We start from the raw sequence: 6,707 nt of genomic DNA on the forward strand, positions 1-6,707 counted from the left end.
CCCCGCAAAAAGGGTGCCATTCTCCCGGTGAATCGGGCTTTCCGCTCGATGACACGCCGCCCAGCAGCCTAGGATTCCCCTTATCACCTCACCGGTCTCATTCGACAGGAACCCCATGAGCGACACATCCCCCTACGGCTTCGAACTGGTCCGGCGTGGGTACGACCGCGCTCAGGTGGACGAACGGATCTCGAAGCTCGTCTCCGACCGCGACAGCGCGCTCGCCCGCATCACCGCGCTGGAGAAGCGCATCGAGGAGCTCCACCTCGAGACGCAGAACGTCCAGGCGCAGCCCGACGCGTCGGAGCCGTCCTACGCCGGACTCGGCGCCCGCGTCGAGAAGATCCTCCGGCTCGCCGAGGAGGAGGCGAAGGACCTGCGCGAGGAGGCCCGTCGCGCCGCCGAGCAGCACCGGGAGCTCGCCGAGGCCGCCGCCCAGCAGGTGCGCAACGACGCGGAGTCCTACGCGGCGGAGCGCAAGGCGAAGGCGGAGGACGAGGGTCTGCGGATCGTCGAGAAGGCCAACTCCGAGGCGTCCCAGCTGCGCACCGACGCGCAGAAGGACGCGCAGGCCAAGCGTGAGGAGGCGGACGCCCTCTTCGAGGACACCCGCGCCAAGGCCGCGCAGGCCGCCGCCGACTTCGAGACCAACCTGGCCAAGCGCCGGGAGCAGTCGGAGCGCGACCTCGCCTCGCGCCAGGCCAAGGCGGAGAAGCGGCTCGCCGAGATCGAGCACCGGGCCGAGCAGCTGCGCCTGGAGGCGGAGAAGCTGCGCACCGACGCCGAGCGCCGCGCCCGCCAGACGGTGGAGACCGCGCAGCGCCAGGCCGAGGACATCGTGGCGGACGCGAACGCCAAGGCCGACCGCATCCGCTCGGAGTCCGAGCGGGAGCTGGCGGCGCTGACGAACCGCCGCGACTCGATCAACGCCCAGCTCACCAACGTGCGCGAGATGCTGGCGACGCTCACGGGCGCGGCGGTGGCCGCGGCGGGTTCCCCCGCCGACGAGGAGTCGACCCGCACGGTCCCGGCCCAGCAGACCCGCTGACCCCCCGGTCCCTGGCGAAGGCCCGCACCGCCCCCGCGGTGCGGGCCTTCGGCGTGCCGGGCGGTGACCGCGCGGACTTTTCCGCGCCCCGCACCGAAGCGGCCCGTTCCGGTGGCAACGGCCAGGCCGTCCCCCTACCGTGGGGGCCATGATTTCGCTGGAGGGGCTGACCAAGCGGTACGGCGAGAAGGTCGCCGTGAACAACCTGACCTTCGAGGTGCGTCCGGGCATCGTGACCGGCTTCCTCGGCCCCAACGGCGCCGGCAAGTCCACCACCATGCGGATGATCCTCGGCCTGGACCACCCCACCTCCGGCGACGTCCGCATCGAGGGCCGTCACTACGCCGAGCTGCGCGACCCGCTGAAGTCCATCGGCGCCCTGCTCGACGCCACCGCCAACCACGGCGGCCGCAGCGCCTACCACCACCTGCTCTGCCTCGCCCAGAGCAACGGCCTGCCCGAGCGCCGGGTGCACGAGGTCCTGGACATCGTCGGCCTGACCGCCGTGGCGAAGAAGAAGGCCAAGGGGTTCTCGATGGGCATGGGCCAGCGCCTCGGCATCGCCGCCGCGCTGCTCGGCGACCCGCGGATCCTGATGTTCGACGAGCCGGTCAACGGCCTCGACCCGGAGGGCATCCACTGGATCCGCACCCTGATGCAGCGCCTGGCCTCCGAGGGCCGCACCGTGTTCGTCTCCTCGCACCTGATGAGCGAGATGGCGCTGACCGCCGAGCACCTGATCGTCATCGGCCAGGGGCGGCTGCTCTCCGACCTGTCCATGGCGGACTTCATCCGGCAGAACTCCCGCTCCTACGTCCGCGTCCGCACGCCCGAACGGGAGCGGTTCCTGGACGTGCTCCGCTCCGCCGGTCTCACCGCGATGGAGACCGGTGACGTGCTGGAGCTCGACGGGGTGGCCGCCGAGCAGATAGGCGAGCTGGCCGCCCGGCACGGCCTGGTGCTGCACGAGCTGAGCCCCCAGCAGGCCTCGCTGGAGGAGGCGTTCATGCGGCTGACCGCGGAGTCCGTCGAGTACCACGCCCACAGCGGCCCGGCGGCCGACGAGCAGGCGCCCTGGGGCGCCGGCTGGAAGAAGGGATGAGCATGGCCGTCGCGCAGGTCGTCCGCTCCGAGTGGACCAAGGTCCGGTCGGTGGCCTCCACCGTCTGGACGCTCTCCGTCGCCCTGGTGGTGACGGTCGCCCTCGGGGTGCTGATCTCCTGGCTCACCCGCCGGGAGTTCGGCAACATGCCGGCCCGGGACCGTCTCACCTTCGACCCGACCTTCATCAGCTTCGCCGGGATGAGCCTCGGCCAGCTCGCCATGATCGTCTTCGGTGTGCTGGTGGTCTCCAACGAGTACAGCACCGGCATGATCCGCACCTCGCTGGCCGCGGTGCCGCAGCGCGGGGTGTTCTACGGCTCCAAGCTGGCCGTGGCGACGGCGCCGGCCTTCGCGGTCGCGCTGGTCACCGCCTTCGCCTCGTTCTTCCTGGGCCAGGCCATGCTGGGCCCGCACCGGACGTCGCTCGGCGAGGAGGGCGTGCTGCGGGCGGTGGTCGGCGGGGCGCTGTACATGACGCTGATCGCCGTCTTCTCGATGGGCGTGGCCGCGATGCTCCGCTCGCCGATGCTCTCCCTCGGCGTGCTGATGCCGCTGTTCTTCCTGCTCTCCCCCATCCTCGGCACGGTCGAGGCGACCAAGAAGGTCGGCCAGTACCTGCCCGACCAGGCGGGCGCCCGGGTGATGCAGGTGGTCACCATCGACGACGACGTCCCGTACGGGCCCTGGGGCGGCTTCGGGATCATGGCGCTGTGGTGCCTGGTGGTCCTCGCCGGCGGCTACCTGCTGCTCAAGCGGCGCGACGCGTAGCGGCCGCGGCGGCGCGATCGGGACGAAAGCGACACCGCGCGATTTTCCCGCCGTCACTCTGGAACCACGGCCCCCGCTGATGTTCTCCTAACCCTGTTGGGGGGCATGGCGTCCCCGTCCGCCACGACGCGGTGCCGAACGATGGGTGAAGCATGATCGAGGCAGTTGGCCTGACGAAGCGCTACGGCGACAAGACCGCCGTGGACGACCTTTCCTTCCAGGTGCGGCCCGGCATGGTCACCGGCTTCCTCGGGCCCAACGGCTCCGGCAAGTCGACGACCATGAGGATGGTCCTCGGCCTGGACACCCCCACGTCGGGCCACGTCACGGTCAACGGCCACCCCTACCGCCGGCTGCCCAACGCGCCCCGGCACGTCGGCGCGCTGCTGGACGCCAAGGCCGTGCACGGCGGCCGGGACGCCTACCGCCACCTGCTGAGCATCGCCCAGCTCTCCGGCATCCCCGCGCACCGGGTGGACGACGTGCTGCGGCTGGTCGGCCTCTCCGAGGTGGCCGGCCGCCGCACCAAGGGCTTCTCGCTCGGCATGGGCCAGCGCCTGGGCATCGCCGCCGCGCTCCTCGGCGACCCGCAGGTGCTGCTCTTCGACGAGCCGGTCAACGGCCTCGACCCGGAGGGCATCCTCTGGGTGCGCAACCTGATGAAGTCGCTGGCCGCGGAGGGCCGCACCGTCTTCGTCTCCTCGCACCTGATGAGCGAGATGGCGCTGACCGCCGACCACCTGATCGTGATCGCCCGGGGCCGGCTGCTCGCCGACATGAGCGTGCGGGAGTTCATCGCGGCCAACTCGGCGGGCTTCGCCCGGGTCCGGGTGCCAGACACCGACCCGGCCCAGCGGGAGAAGCTCACCTCGGCCCTGACCGCGGCGGGGGCGCAGGTGCTGCCCGAGCAGGACGGTGCGCTGCGGGTGACCGGCATGCCGCTGCCGCGCATCAGCGACGTCGCCCACGAGGCGCAGGTCCGGCTGTGGGAGCTGTCCCCGCACCACGCGTCGCTGGAGGAGGCGTACATGCGCCTGACCCAGGGCATGGTCGACTACCGCTCCACCGCAGACCCGCAGGTCGGCATGCGGTCCGGGCCGGCGCCGGACCCGGCCGGCGGGTGGGCCGGGGAGCCCGGCTGGTCCCCGCCGCAGCAGCCCGTCCCCGCCGCCGCCCGCCCGACCCTCACCGAGGACGCCCGATGACCACCACCCAGCAGATCCCGGACCAGGCCCCCCGGACCCCCTCCTACGTCTCCCCCATCCCGATCGGCAGGACGCACCTGGGCCACGCGCTCGCCTCGGAGTGGACCAAGATCCGCTCGGTGCGCTCCACCCTGTGGACGCTGGGCGTCTTCCTGGCGCTGGTGGTCCTGATCGGCTGCATGATGGCCGGGCTGGTCGGCGCGGACACCTACCTCAACACCCCGTACACGATGCCCGCCTTCTTCGGCCTGCTGCTGGGCCAGATGTGCCTGGTGTCGCTGGGCGTGCTGGTGGTGTCCTCCGAGTACGGCACGGGGATGATCCGCACCACCTTCACCGCCTCCCCGCAGCGGCACCGGGTGCTGGCGGCGAAGATCCTGGTGTTCTTCGCGGTGGCGTTCGTGACCGCCGCGGTGGCGATCGCCGCGGTCGGCCTCTACGCCCAGCTCACGGTGGGCGCGCGGACCAACGTCAACTGGGTGCCGACGGTCTTCAAGGGCGCGCTCTACGTCTCGCTGCTGGGCGTGCTGGCGCTCGCGGTGGGCTCGATGATGCGGCATTCGGCGGGCGCCATCACCACCATGCTGGGCGTGCTGCTGGTCCCGGCGATCATGCCGGCCTTCCTGCTCTTCAACGACGGCCTGGTGGACATCGCGCAGTTCATGAGCGACTACAACGCCATCAGCGCCCTGTCGCTGATCTTCGAGGGCGACCGGTCCACCGGCACCGGGGGCCCGCAGATCGCGCTGCTCGCCACGCTGACCGTCCTGGCGTGCGCCGGCGCCTTCGCCGTCCAGGCCAACCGGGACGTGTAGGCGCGCCCCGGCCCCGGCTCAGTACCGGGGCGCGTTGCGGGACCGCTGGGCCCTCGTGGACCGGCGGTCCCTCGCGTTCCAGCAGGCCTTGTGCCAGTGGCGGCGGTCGTCGACGCCGGTGTGCGCGGGCCAGGCCACCACGTGCGGGACGCCGGAGGGGATCAGCTGGTCGCACCCCGGGCAGCGGTAGGTCTTCCCGGCGGCGCTCGCCCCGGCGACGTGCCGCACGCTCCACTCCTCGCCGCGCCAGTCCTCCGAGGACTGCCAGCCGCCGTACCGGCCGCCGCCCTCCTCGTCCCCGAAGGGGCCGCCCCGTCCGTTCCCTCCGGCGGGGCCCTTGGGTCGGTTGCGGCGCGGGGACACGGTTCACCTCACGGGGCGGGTGCGGGCTGGGACCTGCACAAGCCTACGCGGCCCCGCGGAGCCCCCGGGGCAGGCCGCCGGGAGGCGTGCGACGCGACCGGAGACGACGCCTCCCCTTCGTCCCGGGAGCATGGACGACCCATTCTGCAGACAATCGGCAAATTCCTGGACCCGACCGTGACCTCGGCACGTGTCAGGCGGTTGTGCCGCGTAGGGGGAGCTCCGACTCGGGAGCCGAGAAAGCAGGAAGTGCCCATGCACGTCGGAAGTTTCATCGTCGCCGCCCAGTTCCCGGGCCAGGGTCACGTGGAGCCGCTGCACCGCGCGGTCCGCTCCGCGGAGGTCGCCGAGGAGGCGGGGCTCGCCCAGGTCTGGCTGGCCGAACACCATTTCGTCCCCTACGGCGTCTGCCCGTCGGCCGTGACCCTCGCGGCGACGCTGCTGGGCCGGACCCGGCGGCTCCGGGTGGGCACCGCGGTGAGCGTGCTGCCCACCGCGCATCCGGTGGCCCTGGGCGAGCAGGCCGCGCTGCTGCACCTCACCTCCGGCGGCCGCTTCTCGCTGGGGGTGGGCCGCGGCGGCCCCTGGGTGGACCTGGAGGTCTTCGGCGCCGGCCTGGCGGCCTACGAGCAGGGTTTCCCCGACTCCCTCGACCTGCTGCTGCGCTGGCTGCGCGAGCCCTCGGTCTCGGGGGACGGAGGCCGCTTCCCCTTCCGCGAGGTACCGGTGGTGCCGCGGCCCTCCGAGGCGCTGGAGGGCGGCGCCGCCCCGGAGGTCGTGGTCGCCTGCACCTCCCCGGCGAGCGTCCGGCTGGCCGGGGAGCGCGGACTGCCGATGCTGCTGGGCATGCACGTCGGCGACGAGGAGAAGGCCGCCATGGTGCGCGCCTGGCGGGAGCACGCGCGGGCGGCGGGCCGCCCGGAGGACGGCGTCCGCTCCGCGGCCCACGTCTCGGCGGGTCTCTGCCAGATCGCCGACCGGCCGGAAGACGCCAGGGAGGTCCTGCTGAAGGCCATGCCGGGTTGGCTGAAACAGGGCCTTGCCGCGCACGTGACGGTGGACGGCCGGGCACGGGCGATGCGTGATCCCCACGCCTACACGGAGATGCTCTGCGGACTGCACCCGGTGGGCGCGCCCCGGACCTGCGCCGACCGCCTCGCGGCCACGGCGGAGCGCACCGGCATCCGGCGGTTCGCGCTGCTCACGGAGGGTTCGGGCGACCTCGCGGCCACCGAGGAGAACCTCCGGCGGCTCGGCGGCGAGGTGCTGCCGCGTCTGGTGTGACGGCCGGCGCCCCGGGCGGCGCGGCGACCTCGCGGGGGCCTCGCGGGGGCCTCGCGGGGGCCTCGCGGGGGCCAGTCCGGCGTCCTGGCGAGGGCGTGACCGTCCTCGCCCGGACGCCGG

7 protein-coding genes are annotated in these 6,707 nt (G+C 73.0%); 6 read left to right on the plus strand and 1 reads right to left on the minus strand.

What is annotated here, in order from left to right; genetic code table 11:
- The first annotated feature begins 115 nt into the window (after positions 1-115).
- From A2U95_RS05895 to A2U95_RS05915, 5 genes are all read left to right on the plus strand, one after another.
- Positions 116-1,048, plus strand: a complete 933-nt coding sequence (locus A2U95_RS05895) for a coiled-coil domain-containing protein (protein WP_166021160.1) — start codon at positions 116-118, stop codon at positions 1,046-1,048.
- A gap of 148 nt (positions 1,049-1,196) precedes the next feature.
- The gene (locus A2U95_RS05900) at positions 1,197-2,150 is read left to right on the plus strand and encodes an ATP-binding cassette domain-containing protein (RefSeq protein ID WP_166021161.1); all 954 of its coding nucleotides are present in this window, start codon (positions 1,197-1,199) and stop codon (positions 2,148-2,150) included.
- Between the two features lie 2 nt (positions 2,151-2,152).
- The gene (locus A2U95_RS05905) at positions 2,153-2,920 is read left to right on the plus strand and encodes an ABC-2 transporter permease (RefSeq protein ID WP_166021162.1); all 768 of its coding nucleotides are present in this window, start codon (positions 2,153-2,155) and stop codon (positions 2,918-2,920) included.
- 152 nt (positions 2,921-3,072) lie between these two features.
- Complete coding sequence (locus A2U95_RS05910; RefSeq protein WP_166021163.1) at positions 3,073-4,125, plus strand: ABC transporter ATP-binding protein; 1,053 nt, start codon at positions 3,073-3,075, stop codon at positions 4,123-4,125.
- Positions 4,122-4,940, plus strand: coding sequence for an ABC transporter permease (locus A2U95_RS05915; protein ID WP_166021164.1), 819 nt, complete (start codon positions 4,122-4,124; stop codon positions 4,938-4,940). Before A2U95_RS05910 ends, A2U95_RS05915 begins: the two co-directional genes overlap by 4 nt.
- Positions 4,941-4,958: 18 nt before the next feature.
- On the opposite strand, the gene A2U95_RS05920 is transcribed toward A2U95_RS05915, so the two are convergent.
- Complete coding sequence (locus A2U95_RS05920; RefSeq protein WP_166021165.1) at positions 4,959-5,303, minus strand: ATP/GTP-binding protein; 345 nt, start codon at positions 5,301-5,303, stop codon at positions 4,959-4,961.
- A 255-nt stretch (positions 5,304-5,558) separates the two neighbouring features.
- On the opposite strand from A2U95_RS05920, the gene A2U95_RS05925 reads away from it, so the two are divergent.
- Complete coding sequence (locus A2U95_RS05925; RefSeq protein ID WP_166021166.1) at positions 5,559-6,587, plus strand: LLM class flavin-dependent oxidoreductase; 1,029 nt, start codon at positions 5,559-5,561, stop codon at positions 6,585-6,587.
- The last annotated feature ends 120 nt before the right edge of the window (positions 6,588-6,707 follow it).

This window comes from Streptomyces chilikensis, assembly GCF_001642695.1.
GTDB lineage: Bacteria > Actinomycetota > Actinomycetes > Streptomycetales > Streptomycetaceae > Streptomyces > Streptomyces chilikensis.

Bases quoted from the DNA above. Each gene is read 5' to 3' on its own strand.
- A2U95_RS05895 (WP_166021160.1), top strand. From the start codon at position 116: ATGAGCGACACATCCCCCTACGGCTTCGAACTGGTCCGGCGTGGGTAC.
- A2U95_RS05900 (WP_166021161.1), top strand. From the start codon at position 1,197: ATGATTTCGCTGGAGGGGCTGACCAAGCGGTACGGCGAGAAGGTCGCC.
- A2U95_RS05905 (WP_166021162.1), top strand. From the start codon at position 2,153: ATGGCCGTCGCGCAGGTCGTCCGCTCCGAGTGGACCAAGGTCCGGTCG.
- A2U95_RS05910 (WP_166021163.1), top strand. From the start codon at position 3,073: ATGATCGAGGCAGTTGGCCTGACGAAGCGCTACGGCGACAAGACCGCC.
- A2U95_RS05915 (WP_166021164.1), top strand. From the start codon at position 4,122: ATGACCACCACCCAGCAGATCCCGGACCAGGCCCCCCGGACCCCCTCC.
- A2U95_RS05925 (WP_166021166.1), top strand. From the start codon at position 5,559: ATGCACGTCGGAAGTTTCATCGTCGCCGCCCAGTTCCCGGGCCAGGGT.